Source organism: Algibacter aquimarinus (assembly GCF_039543265.1).
Taxonomy (GTDB): domain Bacteria; phylum Bacteroidota; class Bacteroidia; order Flavobacteriales; family Flavobacteriaceae; genus Algibacter_B; species Algibacter_B aquimarinus.
Window position 1 is genome coordinate 846,592 of record NZ_BAABJK010000004.1, and the last position, 17,906, is coordinate 864,497.

Consider the following 17,906-nt stretch of genomic DNA (forward strand, 5'->3'; position numbering starts at 1 on the left):
TTAAAAGTTATATTGATGTATTACATCGAAAATATAAGCTCGATTAGAAAATACTCTATATTTTTACAGGGCTATTAACTTAATAATCAACAAAATGAAAACATTGAACAATATTTTTACAACGCTAATGATTGCTCTAGCGTTTACTTTTTCTTCAACACTTTACGCTGATGGAGGAGGAAATGCTGATGGAAGTTACACTGGAGATACTGGGGTTAATCAATATAACCAACCTGGAGGTAACTGTGGGAATGGACCACACACACATGCAGGAAATGCAATATGTAACAAAGGTGGCGGTGGTGACCAAGTCCCATTAGATGGTGGCCTAAGTATTTTACTAGCTGGTGCTGCTGCTTTTGGAATTAGTAGATTAAGAAAAAAATAATAATATACTTTACTTTTCACAAAAGGGTTTTATAAATTTATAAAACCCTTTTTTTATATAATGATGGTCTTAAAACCTAATTACTTTTTTAAATTTTAACACCTATTATAAAAACTTCTTCAATATGATTATTCCCAAATGAGTAAGGAATAAAAATAATAATCTTTTCAGGTATAATTTGTAGCTAACTAAGCATAAAAGCAAAATCCATGAGAATATCATGGATTTTGTTAATAATTAAATAAATACTTGTAACTAACTCAAGTACACTCAAACTAAACTAAACAATCAATCAAATTTTACTATTCATAACAATTTCCTTTTTGATTACTTCAAAGATAAATCTTTATAATGATATATTTTTATTTATATTTTTTATGAAAAGCATAAGTAATATTTATAATCTGTAAAGTTACCATCCAAATTAAAAACTAAGCCTACTATATTTTAAATTTTTTTTTTAATGACTTATTAAACTATTAAAAAGTCCATATCTTAGGGCTAGTTGAAATCAATTAAAAAACAATGTATGACTTCTAAGGTTAACTTACCTTTTTTAAAAATAGTCTTAGCTATTCTATTTACACTTAACATGAATAACATTGACGCTCAAAATATGAAATCACACCAATGGGAAAATAGATTGCTTTTAGTTATAACTGATGATACAACTAATGACACATATAATAATCAATTAAACGAATTGAAGCGATGCATAAGTGGTCTCAGAGAACGAAAAATAATAGTTTACCAAATAAAAAAGGATGGTTACAAAACAGGAGTATTAGGAAATAGAAATTGGGAAAAATCAAGTAGTTTATATAAAACTTACCAAAAACTAATTCACCAATGGAATTATTATTAATTGGATTAGACGGCGGCATAAAATTAAGGCAGAGTAAAATGCTTTACTGCAAAGATTTATTTTCTGTAATTGATGTTATGCCTATGCGCAAATCTGAAATTAATAATAATTAAGGTTTGTTTTAACTATCTCACTTTTTACAATAGACATAGTAAACTTAAAAATAAAAGCCAAAACTTCCTGTAATACCAAATTTTCTGGCATCTGGGTTTAAAATATCGTCTTTATAATTACCTCTAAAATTAAAGTCTATTCGAAACACTTTAAATATATTTCCAATACCTAAACTGTATTCGTAATAAGGATTTTTTGAGGGTGCTATAAGAGGAATACTATTAGGGTTATTTGTAGTGTTTAATGCAATATTCGCATCAGATATTTCACCCCAAACACCACGAATACTTAGAATTTCTCTTAAATTTAATTTCCGTAAAAAAGGAATTCTAGAAAACAAGCGTCCGTTAAAATTATGCTCAAAATGAAACGATGTATATGTGTCGCTTACAAACTCATAAAAATCTAATTGAGAAAAGGTGTTATAGATTGAAAAATAAGTTTGGTTACCCGGTATAACACTTAGCAAACCTAAAGGCACTTCACCAAAGGTTTTACCAGCTTCAATAGTTGTTGTCAATCTTCCAAAACCACCAACTTGCCATGGTTGAATATATGAAAACTGTACTTTTGTATAATCGAAATCGCTATTAAAAACAGTTCTATCTCCTTTACTAACTTGAGCAAATAGTCTTGCAAAATCATCATTAGCAGTTAAGCGTTCTACACCAAAACCTGTCATTTTTCGCTTAGGGAAATAAGATACAGATAAAGAAGTTTCAAACTGTTTTACTTCACTTTCTATACCTGTTGGGGTATTATAATCTAAACTAAAAGTTGGTGATGCCGATTCTAAAGTTCGATAATTTCCCCCAAGCCTAAAAATTACATTCCGCCAAGGTTCTGCTTCAATGGCTAAACTAGTTAAATTTATAGTGGTTAATTTATCGTTTGCTCCTGTACCAACTACTGCTGATGAGGCTAAACTACGCCCTAAAACATCTGTACTTGTTGTTAAACTTGCTCCTATTTGTTCTACATCTCTTCTATTTCCTCCAGATATAATTAGTCGGCTTTTTTTATCTAACAGCCATTTTCCAGAAATACCATATTTAAATTTATCATCTCTAAAACCGTAGGCTAAAAAACCTTCTATTCTCCATAGGTCGTTTCTTCCAAAATAAGTTCTACCACCAGTTCGTAATCGCAAACCTTCAACTTCATTAAAACCAAAAGTTGAAAAAATAGGACCATAATCTAATGGTAATGTGTTAAACTCTATATATCCTGATGATAGTATACTTCCTAAGTTATAAAGTCTTTTAAACTTTTTAACCGTTTTTAAGGTATCTAGCATTTTATAAACACCTTTTTCATCTTGGTTTAATTCTTCTAATCTGTTTTCAGCCCAAAACTTGTCGTCTCTATCATAAACATCTTTATCATAATTATAAACTTCTTGGTCATAAAACTTTTTATCTTTCCCTATATCAAATTTGTAATTATTATATAATGTGGTTCGTTTACCGTAAATACCTCGTGACTTTTCTTTTTTACTGAAGGCAAAATCACTCATCATATAATCGCGTTTTACAAGAAAAAGTGAATCGTTTAGAACTTCAAATTCTTGCTCTATATAGATGTCTTTCACCCAGTTTATATTGGCACTTTTGGACGCCTGAAGATTAATATCTTTAATAGCATAGGTAGTATCTGCTACCCAAAAATCGCCTTTGAAAGTGAGTTCATTTTTTCGGCGTGGATAGTATATGATATTGTAGCACCACTTATTATCTATATAAGCACTATCTGATAAGACATAATTATAGGTGTTTATTCCTGTTCTTGAAAGCGGACTTACGAAGCTTTTATCGAAAAACTGAAGATAGTTATCATAAACATTAAAATCAGAATACAAATCATCCACAAAATCGATAATAACTTGATTATCACTAAAACCAGAATTTTTATTTCCTTTTAAATCCTCCTTTTCTTTATTCAATAAGTTATCGCCATAAACCTTTGTTGCTGCTTCATTTATAAACATTGGCAAATAGGTTTTACCTGTAACTCTGGATGTATCTACTTGTTCAAAAACAAATTCCATACCTCTAAAGAGTTTACTTTTTATAAGTGCGCTATCAATAGTATTTATGTCAAACTCTACTTTTTCGTATTTATCGTATTCATATTGATTGAACTGTTTTAAACCATTACTTCTTTTATTTGCCCATATTTTTCTGAGCAAATCTATAGCTGGATTATTCTTTTTAGATTGTTTACCAGAGACTATTAATACTTCATCTAACTGACCAGCCTCTTCCTTAAGTGTAAACTTTAAATTATAATTTACTTTTTTTAATAAAGGTATATTTAATGTTTCATAACCTATAAAAGATACGGTTAGTGCATCCCATGTTTCGTCAGACTCTAAATAGAACTTTCCGTTTTCATCTGTTATAGTTCCTTGAGTTGAACCTTGAAATAAAACATTAGCAAAAGATACAGGTTCGTTAAATTCGTCAAACACATAACCACTAACTTTAGTTTGTGACAAAACAGAAAGAGCTCCGAAGAAAAAAAATATAATGAGTAATCTTAATTTCATATTATAAAAAAACTTCATCAACAATCGTGCTAATGAAGTTTACATAACGTAAAAAGTTTTACTTTATTTATTTATACATCACCTTTTTAACCGCTTTTATAACGTCTTCATGGTTTGGTAACCATTCTGCAAGTAAAACTGGCGAATAAGGTGCAGGTGTATCTGCTGTATTTATTTTTACAATAGGTGCATCTAAGTAATCGAAAGCTTCAGATTGAACCAGATAAGTAATTTCGGTTGCTACATTTCCAAAAGGCCATGCTTCTTCTAAAACAACTAACCTGTTGGTTTTTTTAACAGATTCAATAATTGCTTTTCTATCCATTGGACGAACCGTACGTAAGTCAATAATCTCACAGGAGATTCCTTCTTTTTCTAATTCATCAGCTGCTTTGTAAGCTTCTTTTATAATTTTTCCAAAAGAAACAATGGTTACATCTGTTCCTTCTCTTTTAATTTCTGCAACACCTAATGGTATGATGTATTCGCCTTCTGGCACTTCACCTTTATCTCCATACATTTGCTCGCTTTCCATAAAAATAACCGGATCGTCATCACGAATAGACGCCTTAAGTAAGCCTTTAGCATCATAAGGGTTTGATGGAACAACTACCTTTAAACCTGGTGTATTTGCAAACCAATTTTCAAAAGCTTGCGAGTGTGTTGCTCCTAGTTGACCAGCAGATGCCGTTGGACCTCTAAATACAATTGGGCAATTAAACTGACCACCAGACATTTGCCTAATCTTTGCAGCGTTGTTTATAATTTGATCAATTCCAACTAGAGAAAAGTTAAACGTCATGTATTCAACAATTGGTCTGTTTCCCGTCATTGTAGAACCTATAGCAATACCTGCAAAACCAAGTTCAGCAATTGGTGTATCTATTACACGTTTGGCACCAAACTCATCTAACATTCCTTTTGATGCTTTGTAAGCACCATTGTATTCTGCTACTTCTTCACCCATTAAATATACGCTTTCGTCTCTGCGCATTTCTTCGCTCATAGCTTCACAAATAGCTTCTCTAAATTGAATTGTCTTCATTAAAGTTTATTTAAATTCGAATTGCAAAAATAGGAATATTTCATAACACTACAGAGAAAAAACCATTTCTAATCATGTAAAAATTAATCTATTCTTTTAATGATTTTTAAAAAAATGACTATTTATAGCATAAAAACCAAATTATTAAGGTATTCACGCTAAGAGATATCTATATCAAAACAACCCATAATTAACTAAAAAAACGATTAAAAGTAGCTGTTTTTGAAATTTATTATGCGTGCATAGTAAATATTCAGAATAAAATAATTAACTTCGTAGCGTTATAAAAATAAGACATTTTAATATAAATAAATATGAAAATATTAGTCTGTATAAGTCATGTTCCAGACACGACATCGAAGATTAATTTCACCGAAAATGATACTAAATTTGATACTAACGGTGTGCAATTTGTAATAAACCCAAACGACGAATTTGGATTAACTCGTGCCATGTGGTTTAAAGAAAAACAAGGCGCAAATGTAACGGTTGTTAATGTAGGTGGTGCTGAAACCGAACCTACTTTACGTAAAGCTCTAGCTATTGGCGCAGATGCCGCAATTAGAGTAAATACACCAGCTTCTGATGGATTTTCAGTTGCAAAACAAATTGCAAACGTTGTTAAAGATGGTGGTTATGATTTAGTTATTGCAGGTCGTGAATCTATTGATTACAATGGGGGTATGGTTCCTGGCATGATTGCTGGTTTAACCAATTCAAATTTTGTAAATAACTGTATTAGTTTAGAAATTGATGGTACTTCGGCTACTGCCACAAGAGAAATTGATGGTGGTAAAGAAACTGTTTCAACATCATTACCATTAGTAATTGGTGGACAAAAAGGTTTAGTTGAGGAAAGCGACTTACGTATTCCTAATATGCGAGGTATTATGATGGCTCGTAAAAAACCATTAAATGTTGTAGAGCCTGTAGATGCTAACCCTGAAACAACATCAGTTTCGTTTGAAAAACCAGCCGCTAAAGGTGCTGTAAAATTAGTGTCACCAGATAATTTAGATGAATTAATTAGCTTACTTCATAACGAAGCTAAAGTAATTTAAAAATAAAGATATGTCAGTTTTAGTATATACAGAATCAGAACAAGGAAAATTTAAAAAGGCAGCATTTGAAGTAGCATCTTATGCTAAAGCTGTTGCCGATAAATTAGGTACTACAGTAACCGCAGTAGCGTTAAATGTTAATGATACTTCAGAATTAGGTAACTATGGAGTAGATAAAGTTTTAAGCGTTTCTAATACTGAATTAGCAACTTTTAACGCAAAAGCCTATGCTGAAGTAATTAAACAAGCAGCTGAAAAAGAAAGTTCAAAAGTTGTTATTATAAGTTCTAGTGCAGACAGTAAATATTTAGCACCGCTTTTAGCAGTTGGTTTAAATGCTGGTTTTGCGTCAAACGTTATTGAGGCACCATCAAACATGTCTCCGTTTACAGTTAAACGTTCAGCTTTTACAAATAAGGCTTTTGAGATTGCTCAAATAAACACTGATGTAAAAATTATTGGTGTATCAAACAATGCATTCGGATTAGTAGAAAATTCAGGAAGTGCTTCATCAGAAGATTTTTCACCTTCAATTCCAGAATTAGGAGTTTCAGTCAAATCTGTAGATAAAGCTACCGATAAAGTAACTATTGCTGATGCAGAAATTGTTGTTTCTGCTGGTCGTGGTTTAAAAGGTCCTGAAAACTGGGGCATGATTGAAGAACTTGCCGATGTTTTAGGTGCAGCAACTGCTTGCTCTAAACCTGTTTCAGATTTAGGTTGGAGACCACATAGTGAACACGTTGGACAAACTGGAAAACCCGTAGCATCAAACTTATATATAGCTATTGGTATTTCTGGAGCTATTCAACATTTAGCTGGTATTAATGCTTCAAAAGTAAAAGTTGTAGTAAATACTGATGCCGAAGCACCTTTCTTTAAAGCTGCAGACTATGGTGTTGTAGGCGATGCTTTTGACGTAGTACCGCAACTCATCGAAAAATTAAAGACTTTTAAGGCTCAACAATAAATTATTTTTTTATAAATTGTTTAGTAGAATTGAACTGATTAAATTAGCATTTTAACTTAAATCTGTATTGTTCAGTTGGTAAAGTCCTAATTTAAACGGTTCTTTGCGTTTTTATAAATTATGAGTTTAGTAAAATTAAACATAAAAGGAATTTCGTATAGCCAAACCCAAAATGGTGCATACGCCTTAATATTAAATGAAGAGGATGGTGATAGAAAACTTCCTATTGTTATTGGTGCTTTCGAGGCGCAATCTATAGCCATAGCTTTAGAAAAAGAAATAAGTCCGCCACGACCTTTAACACATGATTTATTTAAAAATTTTGCCGACAGGTTTGATATTGTTGTAAAACAAGTTATTATTCACAAACTAGTTGATGGCGTTTTCTACTCAAGTTTGATTTGTGAACGCGATAAAATTGAAGAAATTATTGATGCAAGAACTAGCGATGCAATTGCTTTAGCACTTCGTTTCCAGGCGCCTATTTTTACTTATAAAAATATTCTTGATAAAGCAGGTATTTACTTAAAGGTAAATCCTAAGAAAGATGATGAAGATCAAGATACACAGGATAGTATTTTAATGGACGAATTAGTTGCAAATGAACTAGAACCAAACGCTCCAGTAGAAAGTTTTAAAAGTAAAACAATTGAAGAACTTCACAAACTATTAAACGAAGCTGTTGCTAATGAAGATTACGAAAAAGCAGCTAGCATACGTGATGAGATCTCAAAACGAGAATAATAACATCTTCATTATTTTGAATCTATGAAAAAGCTTTTATTGTTATTTATTACTGTTTTTTTAATAGGACATTCAACAATTTTAGCTCAAAATACAGATTCAATAACTATTGAAAATAGCATTAAAACTCAGTCTTCTGCTCTTCAAGATTCTACTAAAAATGTTCTAGAATCTAAAGAAGGTCTTAATATTGATACTTCTTCTGCTTCAAATAAAATTGACAGTACCAATACAATAATTGCTAGTGAGGGCTTTACTGTTAAAAGTCTTTGGCGAGGTGCTTTAGGTATGGTTTCATTAATCTTTATTGCATTTCTTTTTAGCAGTAACAGAAAAGCCATCGATTGGAAAATTGTTGGTATTGGATTAGCTTTTCAACTTTTAATAGCCATAGGTGTTTTAAAAGTTGAGTTTATAAAAACTATTTTTGAATTCATTGGCAGTTTATTTGTAAGCGTACTAGATTTTACAAGAGCTGGAAGCAAATTTTTATTTGAAGGCCTAGTAGTTGATATGGATACCTTTGGATTTATTTTCGCTTTTCAAGTATTACCCACAATCATTTTCTTTTCAGCCTTAACCTCGGTTCTTTTTTATCTAGGGATTATTCAAAAAGTAGTAAAAGCCATGGCATGGTTACTTTCTAAAGCATTAAAAATTTCTGGTGCTGAAAGTTTAAGTGTTGCAGGAAATATATTTTTAGGGCAAACAGAAGCACCCCTTTTAATTAAGGCTTATTTAGAAAAAATGAATAAGTCTGAAATGCTATTGGTCATGATTGGAGGCATGGCAACCGTTGCGGGTGCTGTTTTAGCAGCATACATTGGTTTCCTTGGAGGTGATGATCCTACACTTCGATTGTTTTACGCAAAGCATTTATTAGCAGCATCAGTAATGGCTGCACCTGGTGCTATAGTAATTTCTAAAATCTTATACCCGCAAACTGAAAAAGTAAATACTGATGTATCTGTCTCTCAAGAAAAAATAGGCTCAAATTTTTTAGATGCTATTGCTAACGGAACTACTGAAGGTTTAAAATTAGCAGTTAATGTTGGTGCTATGCTTTTAGTTTTTGTAGCTTTTATAGCCATGTTTAATGGGATTTTAGGATGGGTTGGAGATATCTCTTCTATAAATAATTGGATTGCATCAAATACTTCTTACGAAAGTTTATCCCTAGAATTTATATTAGGCTATGCTTTTGCTCCACTTATGTGGCTCATTGGAGTTGCTAAAGAAGACATGGCGCTTATGGGGCAATTATTAGGTATTAAACTTGCTGCTAGTGAGTTTATAGGTTATATACAATTAGCCGACCTGAAAAACGTTGGAAATTCAATTCATTTAACTTACGAAAAATCAATAATAATGGCAACATATATGCTTTGTGGGTTTGCCAATTTTGCCTCAATAGGTATACAAATTGGCGGCATTGGTTCTCTAGCACCAGGGCAACGTAAAACACTTTCTAAATTCGGAATGAAAGCACTTATTGGAGGTACAATTGCATCTTTAATTTCCGCAACTATTGCTGGAATGATAATTGGTTAATCATTGATTATCAAAAATTGAAGTTTTTTAGCCAGACCATAACCTATAACCTAGTTAATAACTTTTTAATATTATCATAGTAAAAATAAAAGTCCTGACTATCATTTTTTTTAAATTCGCTACCGCAATGAAACACTCTTCATTGCTACCCAATAACTTTTTAATTTTAAGATTCCTTATTCATTAGGAATAATGCTTATGAAACAATATCACGACCTAGTAAAACACGTTTTAGAAAACGGTAACGAAAAAGGAGATCGCACAGGTACAGGTACGAAAAGTGTATTCGGACATCAAATGCGATTTGATTTAAGTGAAGGATTCCCAATGGTAACTACCAAGAAACTACACTTAAAATCTATTGTTTATGAGTTGCTTTGGTTTTTAAAAGGTGACACGAACACCAAATATCTTACTGAAAATGGCGTACGTATTTGGAATGAATGGGCAGATGAAAATGGAGATTTAGGACCTGTTTACGGACATCAATGGCGTAACTGGAATAATGATGAAATTGACCAAATTAAGGAAGTTATATACGCATTAAAAAACAACCCAAACAGTCGAAGAATGTTAGTCTCTGCTTGGAATCCATCAGTTTTACCAGATACTTCAAAAAGTTTTAGTGAAAATGTTGCAAATGGGAAAGCAGCACTTCCACCATGTCATGCTTTTTTTCAATTTTATGTTGCTAATGGTAAATTATCCTGTCAGCTTTACCAAAGAAGTGCCGATATATTTTTAGGTGTACCTTTTAATATTGCATCTTACGCTTTATTTACGATGATGATGGCTCAAGTATGTGGTTACGAAGCTGGAGAATTTATTCATACATTTGGTGATGCTCATATTTACAGCAACCATTATGAACAATTAGAATTACAACTCTCAAGAGATATTCGTCCGTTGCCAAAAATGATTTTAAACCCTGAAATTAAGGATATTTTTGATTTTGATTTTGAGGATTTTACTCTGGTAAATTACAATCCACATCCTCACATTAAAGGAGTTGTGGCTGTCTAATTTTATCTCATATCAACAAAAAAGCACCTTTTTATTAGGTGCTTTTTTGTTATTCTTTTGTTCTTAGTATTTACTAAACACTTACAACACTGTTTTCTGCACCTGCAAAATCGTTCCAAGCATAAGCATCAGCAGCATCATCGTTAACATAAACACCGTCAACAATATATTTAAATTCGTACGAGCTTCCTGCTTCTAAATCAACAGTCCCTTTAAAAGTTCCATTTTTTAATTTTTTAAGCGGCGCTTTTTTAGCATTCCATTCATTAAAAGATCCAACTACTGATACTTTCTTTGCATCTTCAGCTGGTAAAGAAAAAGTTACTTTACAAACTGGTTTACTTTTTAAAAATTGTTTTTTAATAGCCATAATTATATAATTTATTTTTTTACTTCAATGTTTAATAACACTGCAAATTTATAAACAAATTTTAACCCTAACTATTTAATCCTCATTACTAATAAAGAATTATTAATTTAATAATTTGTACTAAACAAAAAATCAAACTATATAAAAATTTAGCAAATTATTTATATAATTATCAACAATTAAATATACGTTTGTATCTGATTATCAAGAGCTTTTGATACTTAAACGTTTTCGTAGAAACTAATTTTACATCTCATTTATTTAAGTATTTAATATCATTAAAAAACTTTAACTTTACAATCGTTATAATATCAATATGTTCGGAAAAAAGAAAGCCAAACCACAAATAGATAAAGACCAACTGGAGCTTATTGAAAATGCTCAGAAACGTATCAAACAGAAAAAGCGTTTATATATACATTTCGTATTGTTTTTAATTGGCTGTGTGTTTTTAATTGTTGCAAATACGGTGTTAGGTATAGGCAAAGATTTTACAATATTAGGTAAAGAATGGTTTTTATTTGCTGTTCTTATATGGTTATTCTTGTTTCTTTATCATGTGTTTAATGTTTTTGTAACTCATAAATTTATGGGGAAAGCATGGGAAAAAGAGCAGTTAGAAAAACTAGTTTCTAAACAACAGCAGCGTATTAACAAACTAAAAGCTGGTTTTGTAAAAGAAGAAACACTTATAGCTCAAAGAGAAGCTTACAGCGAAGAAAACTCTACAAAACAGGAATTAAAAACTAAAGGAAATCTTACCATAATTGTTGCTGCTGCAGAAAATGATGCCATTGGTTTGGGTAATAAATTAATTTGGCATTTAAGTGACGATCTAAAACGTTTTAAATCGCTTACAAACGGGCACCATATAATTATGGGGCGTAAAACCTTTGAGAGTTTCCCTAAGCCCTTGCCTAACAGAACCCATGTTGTAATTACTCGTCAAAAAAATTACAAAGCACCTGATGGTGTTATAATTGTTCATAATTTAGAAGATGCCATTGATGCAACTAAACAAGATTCGCAACCATTTATAATTGGTGGTGGTCAAATTTATAAACAAGCAATGAGTTTTGCTGATAAAATAGAGTTAACTCGAGTACATAATGATTTTGAAGCAGACACTTATTTTCCTAAAATAGATGATAACGCTTGGAGAGAAACTGCCAATATTTTTCATAAAAAAGATGTTGATCATGATTATGAGTTTTCGTTTTTGACTTATGAGCGAAAGTGATTTTGAAGCATGATAAAAGAAATCCAACTTCGCATTACCCTAAAAGAGGAAGAACAGCCAGATATTCTAGTTTTAAAATCTGCTATTAAGTTAGCCATAGACAGAAAAGACATTACTGGTGTTAAAATCCTTAGAAAATCTATTGATGCCAGAAAGCCTAAAATAATTTTCAACTATAAAGTTGCGGTTTACATTAAAGAACCTGTTCCTGAAACATCAAAATATAAATTTGATTATAAAGATGTTTCAAAAGCTAAACCCATTCATATTATTGGTTTTGGTCCAGCCGGAATGTATGCAGCTTTGCGCTGTATAGAACTCGGTTTTAAGCCTATTGTTTTAGAACGAGGTAAAAATGTACGAGACCGACGTAGAGACTTAAAAGCTATAAACCAAGACCATTTTGTTAATGAAGATTCTAATTATTGTTTTGGAGAAGGCGGGGCAGGAACCTATAGTGATGGAAAACTCTACACTAGAAGTTTAAAACGTGGTGATGTTAGGCGTATTTTTGAAAATCTGGTTTATCATGGTTCTACAAATCAAATTCTAGTTGATGCACACCCACACATTGGAACAAACAAACTACCTAAAGTAGTTCAAAATATTAGAGAGACTATTTTAAAATACGGTGGTGAAATTCATTTTGAAACCCGTGTTACAGATTTTATTATAAAAAACAACAAAATTAGAGCCCTTCAACTTAAAAATGACGAAGAGTTAACAGTTGAAAAAGTAATTCTAGCCACAGGGCATTCGGCTCGAGACATCTTTTATTTACTTAACAAAAAACGAATCGCTATTGAAGCAAAATCATTTGCTATGGGTGTTCGAGTAGAACATCCGCAACATATCATCGATTCTATTCAATATCATTGTTCTAGCGATCGTCATGAACTATTACCAGCTGCTTCTTATGGCTTAGTAGAGCAAGTTCGAGATCGTGGAGTCTATTCATTTTGCATGTGCCCAGGAGGTTTTATTGTGCCTGCAGCCACAGCCAATGGCGAGGTGGTTGTAAATGGCATGTCTCCATCAAAGCGAAATAATTTATACGCTAATTCTGGTATTGTTGTTGAAATTAATGCAGATAGTGATTTACCTAAGTACGAACAATTTGGAGCCTTAAAAGGTTTAGAATATCAAAAGAATTTAGAACGTTTGGCATTTACATCTGGTGGCAGAACTCAAGTAGCACCTGCACAGCGGTTAACAGATTTTGTTAAAGGCAAATTATCTAATACTTTAAATGATACCTCTTACCAACCCGGACTTAAATCTGCTCCTTTACATTCTTTACTTCCTAAATTTATTGGTGGCAGACTTAGAAAAGGATTTGAAGCTTTTGGCCGCAAAATGAAAGGATATTATACTGAAGAAGCTAATATTGTTGGTGTAGAATCTAGAACCTCATCACCCATTTCAATTCCTAGAAATGAACAGTTACAACATCCACAAATTTCTAATTTATTTCCTTGTGGCGAAGGTGGTGGTTATGCCGGTGGAATTGTTTCTGCGGCAATGGACGGAGAACGTTGTGCGGAAGCCGCAACTAATAACCTATAGTTGTAATTTAATTGTTATTTTTGCTTCACTAAAAAAACGACTAACATGAATGCATATATTTTTCCGGGGCAAGGCGCACAATTTTCAGGAATGGGTTTAGACCTTTACGAAAACTCACCTTTAGCACAAGAACTATTTGAAAAAGCTAATGCTATTTTAGGCTTCAATATTACAGACACCATGTTTGAAGGCTCTGCTGAGGATTTAAAAGAAACTAAAGTAACACAGCCTGCAATTTTTTTACACTCTGTAATTTTAGCTAAAACACTAGGAGATAGTTTTAAGCCAGATATGGTTGCGGGACATTCTCTCGGGGAATTTTCAGCACTCGTAGCAAACGGCTCGTTAAACTTTGAGGATGGTTTAAAACTGGTATCTCAAAGAGCTACAGCAATGCAAAAGGCTTGTGAGTTACAACCAAGTACTATGGCTGCTGTTTTAGGTTTGGATGACGACATCGTAGAAAAAATTTGTGCCATGACTGAAGGAACTGTTGTTGCCGCAAATTATAATTGCCCAGGACAGTTAGTTATTTCTGGAGAAGTTGAAGCAATTAACAAAGCCTGCGAAGCTTTAAAAGAAGAAGGCGCAAGGCGTGCTTTAGTATTACCTGTTGGTGGTGCATTTCACTCACCATTAATGGAGCCTGCTCGTGAAGAATTAGCTGCGGCTATTGAAAACACGATGTTTAGTAAGCCAAACTGTGCTATTTATCAAAATGTAACAGCAAATGCCGTGATAGATGAATCGGCTATAAAAGCGAATTTAATTTCTCAATTAACAGCTCCTGTTCGTTGGACGCAATCTGTTCAGCAAATGATAACTGATGGTGCCACATTATTTACAGAAGTTGGCCCTGGTAAAGTATTACAGGGTTTAGTAAAAAAGATTAATAGAGATTCTCAAACTGCTTCTGCAACTCTAGAAAGTAATAGCTAAATGAAATTATCTAAACGCTCCGCTTATATTTCTATTGTAATTATTCTAACAATAGCAGTAGACCAAATCTCTAAAATTATAGTTAGAAAACACATTAATCCAAATGAAGTAATAAGTGTTATAGGAAAGTATTTCTCTCTTCACAACGTTGAAAATACAGGTGCTTTTTTAGGTATGGGTAGCGATTTAAATCCTACTTTAAGAATTGTTTTATTGCTTATTTTACCCATTGCCGTTTTAGGCTTTGTTTTACGATATGTTTTAAAAGACAAAACTTTAGATAATTGGTCAATTTTTGCATTTTCGAGCATTATTGGTGGAGGTATCGCAAATGTTTTTGACAGAATTGCTTACGGTTCTGTAACTGATTTTTTTTATATAAAACTTACCGATTTGTTACGAACTGGTATTTTCAATATGGCCGATTTATCAGTAACAACAGGTATGATTATTTTGGTTATTGTTAGTTTTAGAAAGAAGAAAAATATAAAATAGTCTATTTCATAATTTAGCAAAAAAGCTAAAACAGAAATAACAAATGAAAATAAAATTCAAGAAGAAAAGATTACTAGCGAATTTATTCCTCGGAATAGTTTGGATTGGACTCGGAATTTTTAATATTCTGGAGGACTATAATTTACGTTGGTCAGATTATGGATATTTAGTTATTGGAATTTTATATATTGGACATTATTTATACGATTTCAAAAATCAATATTTGACTATTGAAAACGGAATAATACGGAAAAACGCATTTTATGGATTTAGAAAAAAAATAAATCTGAATGATATTAATTGGATAAAAAAATTTGCTGGAGATTACACGCTAAAAACAGAACTAAAGGAATTGAAAATTAATACGGAATTGATTGACAAAGAATCACTTATTGAATTGAATAAAATATTAGCGGAACTGAATTTACCATCTGAAAAAACGCCATTTGCTAAATTAGGTGTTTAATCACTCAACTAATAGTACACAAACGCAATTATATAACTCAAATTTTAATAAAATAGGGACTGCTAAAACAGCCCCTATTTTATTGAGAGAATTTAATTTTGGCCAGTAAATTTATAATACTTGGAAAATACTGGAATCGGAGTCTCCAAAGTCTCCGCTACCAGAAGCATATTCTGTCCCATCAATAGTTAGGGAAAATTCACCAGGGTCTGCTAATCCATCTCCAAATGAATCATAAACTACTAAACTATAACACCTTCCTAAACATAAAGTTACTGGTATAGTTGTAGATGTATCTCCATCACTAAAAGAAGAATCCGGTCCAGAAATTACAACATTTCCTTCAACGTCTAGTATTTCATAAGATATTTCACTTGCAAAGTCATCAAATATAAAATCAAGTGTACCACTTACTTCTGACACACAACTACTACTAGGTTTTTGATAATATGTTAAAGTTGATGAGTTCCCATTAGTAATGCCTTCGGATGGTAAAAGCATAAATACTAAATCATTTGAGCAATCTAAATTCACATCCGCTAATTGAATTGAAAACACACCTTCATTACTATTAGCTGGTATAGTTACACTTTCAGGGAGTGTATACGAACCAGAATCTCCCGACGTATTATCCAAATCAACACTTAAATTAAACACTCTGTCTGAACTTGATATATTATTAGAGTATACAATAATGTCTTTACTTGCAGTACTACCTGGGTCTATAGCTGATTGGTATTCTGTGTTACTGAATGTAACATAATCAAGGGTAGACTCAAATTGATCATCCTCACAACTTTGAAATAATACTACTGAAAATAGTATTAAAAAGATATTTATTATTTTTTTCATGAATTATAATTTTATATGTTAAAACAATGACAATTAATTTTGATCTGCCTCAGTTAAAAACGAGTTTGCATTAATTTCATCTTGTGGGATTTTAAACACCCAATCATCGTTAGCTGATGGTCTTTCTTGAATAAAACCATCACCATAAATATTTAAAGAAGCTCCAGAGTTTGTGTGATCAATACCCTCATCCCATCTTATTTTATCATGATAACCAAAACCTTCACCCCATAATTCTACACGTCTTTGAAACTTAATCTGGTCCATGAGTGCATCTTGGGTAGTAAAAGCAGTTTTATCAAAAGCAGAATCTCTTTCGGACGCTAAAATATCAAGAGCATCTTGAGCTCCAGATATGTCATTCATCATAGCTTTTGCTTCAGCTTCAATTAAAACCATCTCAGATGAACGCATATAAATAACATCATCTGGATTATTGGTGCCTGGTCTCGATTGTTTGAATTTAACATTCATGTAAGGATGCGTGTTATGACGTGAAGTAGCTCCATATTCTGCTATAATAGCAGCTTTTGCAGCATCAAAAGATGCTGCATCATCATAATTAGGGTCTACTTCAAAACTTCCACCTTGTCCATTATAAGCAGCGGAGTTGGTATTCGGTGCTAGTGGCAACCATGCTTTATTTCTGTAATCCGTAGCAGGGATATCTTCATACAATTCTATATCTATAATTTTATTATTACCTCTACATTCCCCTCCATTAAACATAAAAGAGATATAGTAAAAATATGCTGAAAAGAAATTTGATTCTGTATCAATGATGCGGCTTCCCCAGATTACTTCAGATAGCTCAACAGAATTAAACCCTATATCCCAACCTGCTTCATCTAGCAACGGAAACCCTTCTCTTGCTAAAGCTGCATTTGTTGCCGCAGTTGTCCAATCGCCTTTAGATAAAGCAACACGAGCTTTTATACCATAAGCTGCATTTAAAGAAATATTTGATTTATTGTCAGGAGCACTCGCAACTTTCAAAAACTCGATAGCACTATCTATATCATTTTCTATTTGATTATATACCTCAGCTACAGTTCCCCGAGGAGCACCTTCACTTATACCTAAACCATCTGTTAGTGGCACACCTGGATCTGTAGTAGGATCACCTATAATATATCCTTTAGAAAATGTAGTAACCAATCTCCAGTAAGCCCATGCTCGATAAGCATGTGCTTGTCCTAAAATTCTATTTATTTGCGGTGTTTCAGGAAAATCTGAAGCTGCAACATTATTAATAATAGCATTTGATGTAGCAACAAAGTGATAACGTTGGTACCAAAAATTAAAAACCGTGGTAGAATTAGCATTGGTATGTAATAACCATTGTGCTTCTCCTTTCATCCAATTAAATCCTGGACCAGTATGAATAACCTCACCTGAGATAAAATCTAAGGACGGTAAAAAATGACTTTCACCGTTTCTACTTCCAGAACCTCCATTTAATTCTGATGAATACATTTGCCTATGAAGACCATTTAAAACAAGGTCTATATTATCTGGATTCGAAAACGCTGCAGCCTCTGAAATAGAATCTGTAGGAACAGTATCAAGATATCTTTCTGAACAACTATAAGTTACTATTAAAGACAAAGCCAACAATAGCATATAAATTTTTCGTGTGATTTTGTTTAACATTTTATTTTTCATTTTT

General features: G+C 32.3%; 18 protein-coding genes. 13 read left to right on the forward strand and 5 right to left on the reverse strand.

Annotated features, from left to right (window positions below; genetic code table 11):
* Nucleotides 1–94 precede the first annotated feature (94 nt).
* From ABD939_RS06555 to ABD939_RS06565, 3 genes are all read left to right on the forward strand, one after another.
* The gene (locus ABD939_RS06555) at nt 95–388 is read left to right on the forward strand and encodes a PID-CTERM protein-sorting domain-containing protein (protein WP_345165982.1); all 294 of its coding nucleotides are present in this window, start codon (nt 95–97) and stop codon (nt 386–388) included.
* A 529-nt stretch (nt 389–917) separates the two neighbouring features.
* Entirely contained in the window at nt 918–1,253 is a 336-nt protein-coding gene (locus tag ABD939_RS06560) for a DUF4174 domain-containing protein (RefSeq protein ID WP_345165984.1), read from the forward strand.
* Nucleotides 1,238–1,366: a DUF4174 domain-containing protein gene (locus ABD939_RS06565; protein WP_345165985.1), complete on the forward strand. Its 129-nt coding sequence runs from the start codon at nt 1,238–1,240 to the stop codon at nt 1,364–1,366. Before ABD939_RS06560 ends, ABD939_RS06565 begins: the two co-directional genes overlap by 16 nt.
* A 44-nt stretch (nt 1,367–1,410) precedes the next feature.
* On the opposite strand, the gene ABD939_RS06570 is transcribed toward ABD939_RS06565, so the two are convergent.
* Both ABD939_RS06570 and ABD939_RS06575 read right to left on the reverse strand, forming a co-directional pair.
* The gene (locus ABD939_RS06570; protein WP_345165987.1) at nt 1,411–3,915 is read right to left on the reverse strand and encodes a DUF5686 family protein; all 2,505 of its coding nucleotides are present in this window, start codon (nt 3,913–3,915) and stop codon (nt 1,411–1,413) included.
* A gap of 67 nt (nt 3,916–3,982) precedes the next feature.
* A complete protein-coding gene (locus ABD939_RS06575; protein ID WP_345165988.1) occupies nt 3,983–4,960 on the reverse strand; it encodes a pyruvate dehydrogenase complex E1 component subunit beta in 978 nt (325 codons plus the stop codon).
* A gap of 314 nt (nt 4,961–5,274) precedes the next feature.
* Between ABD939_RS06575 and ABD939_RS06580 the strand changes: the two genes are divergently transcribed.
* The 5 genes from ABD939_RS06580 to ABD939_RS06600 all read left to right on the forward strand — a co-directional run bounded on the left by ABD939_RS06580 (nt 5,275) and on the right by ABD939_RS06600 (nt 10,309).
* On the forward strand, nt 5,275–6,021 hold the full coding sequence (locus ABD939_RS06580) for an electron transfer flavoprotein subunit beta/FixA family protein (protein WP_345165990.1): 747 nt from the start codon (nt 5,275–5,277) through the stop codon (nt 6,019–6,021).
* A gap of 10 nt (nt 6,022–6,031) precedes the next feature.
* Nucleotides 6,032–6,991: an electron transfer flavoprotein subunit alpha/FixB family protein gene (locus tag ABD939_RS06585; protein WP_345165992.1), complete on the forward strand. Its 960-nt coding sequence runs from the start codon at nt 6,032–6,034 to the stop codon at nt 6,989–6,991.
* Nucleotides 6,992–7,111: 120 nt separating this feature from the next.
* A complete protein-coding gene (locus tag ABD939_RS06590) occupies nt 7,112–7,735 on the forward strand; it encodes a bifunctional nuclease family protein (RefSeq protein WP_345165993.1) in 624 nt (207 codons plus the stop codon).
* Between the two features lie 24 nt (nt 7,736–7,759).
* Nucleotides 7,760–9,286 carry a NupC/NupG family nucleoside CNT transporter gene (locus tag ABD939_RS06595; RefSeq protein ID WP_345165995.1) on the forward strand — a complete coding sequence of 509 codons (1,527 nt, stop codon included), beginning with the start codon at nt 7,760–7,762 and terminating at the stop codon, nt 9,284–9,286.
* A 198-nt stretch (nt 9,287–9,484) separates the two neighbouring features.
* Nucleotides 9,485–10,309 carry a thymidylate synthase gene (locus ABD939_RS06600; RefSeq protein WP_345165997.1) on the forward strand — a complete coding sequence of 275 codons (825 nt, stop codon included), beginning with the start codon at nt 9,485–9,487 and terminating at the stop codon, nt 10,307–10,309.
* 73 nt (nt 10,310–10,382) lie between these two features.
* Here ABD939_RS06600 and ABD939_RS06605 read toward each other — a convergent pair whose 3' ends face one another.
* On the reverse strand, nt 10,383–10,679 hold the full coding sequence (locus ABD939_RS06605; protein WP_345166000.1) for an isoamylase early set domain-containing protein: 297 nt from the start codon (nt 10,677–10,679) through the stop codon (nt 10,383–10,385).
* A 316-nt stretch (nt 10,680–10,995) separates the two neighbouring features.
* Between ABD939_RS06605 and ABD939_RS06610 the strand changes: the two genes are divergently transcribed.
* Genes ABD939_RS06610 through ABD939_RS06630 form a run of 5 tightly spaced genes read left to right on the forward strand, consistent with a single transcriptional unit; the run spans nt 10,996 to nt 15,385 of the window.
* Nucleotides 10,996–11,919 carry a dihydrofolate reductase gene (locus ABD939_RS06610; RefSeq protein ID WP_345166003.1) on the forward strand — a complete coding sequence of 308 codons (924 nt, stop codon included), beginning with the start codon at nt 10,996–10,998 and terminating at the stop codon, nt 11,917–11,919.
* A 9-nt stretch (nt 11,920–11,928) separates the two neighbouring features.
* Nucleotides 11,929–13,485 (forward strand): NAD(P)/FAD-dependent oxidoreductase, encoded by a 1,557-nt coding sequence (locus tag ABD939_RS06615; RefSeq protein ID WP_345166006.1) that lies wholly within the window; start codon nt 11,929–11,931, stop codon nt 13,483–13,485.
* 45 nt (nt 13,486–13,530) lie between these two features.
* Nucleotides 13,531–14,424, forward strand: a complete 894-nt coding sequence (gene fabD / locus ABD939_RS06620; RefSeq protein ID WP_345166009.1) for an ACP S-malonyltransferase — start codon at nt 13,531–13,533, stop codon at nt 14,422–14,424.
* Nucleotides 14,425–14,919 carry a signal peptidase II gene (gene lspA / locus ABD939_RS06625; protein WP_345166011.1) on the forward strand — a complete coding sequence of 165 codons (495 nt, stop codon included), beginning with the start codon at nt 14,425–14,427 and terminating at the stop codon, nt 14,917–14,919.
* A gap of 43 nt (nt 14,920–14,962) precedes the next feature.
* The gene (locus tag ABD939_RS06630; RefSeq protein ID WP_345166013.1) at nt 14,963–15,385 is read left to right on the forward strand and encodes a hypothetical protein; all 423 of its coding nucleotides are present in this window, start codon (nt 14,963–14,965) and stop codon (nt 15,383–15,385) included.
* Nucleotides 15,386–15,496: 111 nt separating this feature from the next.
* Here ABD939_RS06630 and ABD939_RS06635 read toward each other — a convergent pair whose 3' ends face one another.
* Nucleotides 15,497–16,237, reverse strand: coding sequence for a hypothetical protein (locus ABD939_RS06635; protein WP_345166016.1), 741 nt, complete (start codon nt 16,235–16,237; stop codon nt 15,497–15,499).
* A 33-nt stretch (nt 16,238–16,270) separates the two neighbouring features.
* A complete protein-coding gene (locus ABD939_RS06640) occupies nt 16,271–17,902 on the reverse strand; it encodes a RagB/SusD family nutrient uptake outer membrane protein (protein WP_345166019.1) in 1,632 nt (543 codons plus the stop codon).
* Between the last annotated feature and the right edge of the window lie 4 nt (nt 17,903–17,906).

Coding starts and splice junctions, on each gene's coding strand:
- ABD939_RS06555 (WP_345165982.1), top strand. CDS start 95: ATGAAAACATTGAACAATATTTTTACAACGCTAATGATTGCTCTAGCG.
- ABD939_RS06560 (WP_345165984.1), top strand. CDS start 918: ATGACTTCTAAGGTTAACTTACCTTTTTTAAAAATAGTCTTAGCTATT.
- ABD939_RS06565 (WP_345165985.1), top strand. CDS start 1,238: ATGGAATTATTATTAATTGGATTAGACGGCGGCATAAAATTAAGGCAG.
- ABD939_RS06570 (WP_345165987.1), bottom strand. CDS start 3,915: ATGAAATTAAGATTACTCATTATATTTTTTTTCTTCGGAGCTCTTTCT.
- ABD939_RS06575 (WP_345165988.1), bottom strand. CDS start 4,960: ATGAAGACAATTCAATTTAGAGAAGCTATTTGTGAAGCTATGAGCGAA.
- ABD939_RS06580 (WP_345165990.1), top strand. CDS start 5,275: ATGAAAATATTAGTCTGTATAAGTCATGTTCCAGACACGACATCGAAG.
- ABD939_RS06585 (WP_345165992.1), top strand. CDS start 6,032: ATGTCAGTTTTAGTATATACAGAATCAGAACAAGGAAAATTTAAAAAG.
- ABD939_RS06590 (WP_345165993.1), top strand. CDS start 7,112: ATGAGTTTAGTAAAATTAAACATAAAAGGAATTTCGTATAGCCAAACC.
- ABD939_RS06595 (WP_345165995.1), top strand. CDS start 7,760: ATGAAAAAGCTTTTATTGTTATTTATTACTGTTTTTTTAATAGGACAT.
- ABD939_RS06600 (WP_345165997.1), top strand. CDS start 9,485: ATGAAACAATATCACGACCTAGTAAAACACGTTTTAGAAAACGGTAAC.
- ABD939_RS06605 (WP_345166000.1), bottom strand. CDS start 10,679: ATGGCTATTAAAAAACAATTTTTAAAAAGTAAACCAGTTTGTAAAGTA.
- ABD939_RS06610 (WP_345166003.1), top strand. CDS start 10,996: ATGTTCGGAAAAAAGAAAGCCAAACCACAAATAGATAAAGACCAACTG.
- ABD939_RS06615 (WP_345166006.1), top strand. CDS start 11,929: ATGATAAAAGAAATCCAACTTCGCATTACCCTAAAAGAGGAAGAACAG.
- fabD (WP_345166009.1), top strand. CDS start 13,531: ATGAATGCATATATTTTTCCGGGGCAAGGCGCACAATTTTCAGGAATG.
- lspA (WP_345166011.1), top strand. CDS start 14,425: ATGAAATTATCTAAACGCTCCGCTTATATTTCTATTGTAATTATTCTA.
- ABD939_RS06630 (WP_345166013.1), top strand. CDS start 14,963: ATGAAAATAAAATTCAAGAAGAAAAGATTACTAGCGAATTTATTCCTC.
- ABD939_RS06635 (WP_345166016.1), bottom strand. CDS start 16,237: ATGAAAAAAATAATAAATATCTTTTTAATACTATTTTCAGTAGTATTA.
- ABD939_RS06640 (WP_345166019.1), bottom strand. CDS start 17,902: ATGAAAAATAAAATGTTAAACAAAATCACACGAAAAATTTATATGCTA.